We start from the raw sequence: 246 nt of genomic DNA, 5'->3' as shown, positions 1-246 counted from the left end.
CGCAACACATCCAACAACCCACGATCCCGCGCCACCAACCCCAACCACAACGCATCCAACCAATCCGGCGCCATCGTGTACGGATTCGGACCCGACGACCCCGTCTCAAACTCCCGACCCAACACAGAAAACGACAACCGATGCTCACCCTTCGGCAACGACGCCCGCCCAAACTGCACCCGCGCCACCTCACACGCCGCATCCAACATCGACCACACCTCCTCCCCCACCACACCACCCGAACCC

General features: G+C 63.0%; 1 protein-coding gene. It reads right to left on the bottom strand.

The features are described from left to right. A partial coding sequence (locus tag ACPXB3_RS22695) for an Imm49 family immunity protein (protein WP_425707140.1) occupies nucleotides 1-209 on the bottom strand: 209 nt, incomplete at its 3' end. Between the last annotated feature and the right edge of the window lie 37 nt (nucleotides 210-246).

It is taken from the genome of Gordonia sp. DT219, assembly GCF_049847065.1.
GTDB lineage: Bacteria > Actinomycetota > Actinomycetes > Mycobacteriales > Mycobacteriaceae > Gordonia.
This window is presented reverse-complemented; position numbering and strand designations above follow the sequence as displayed.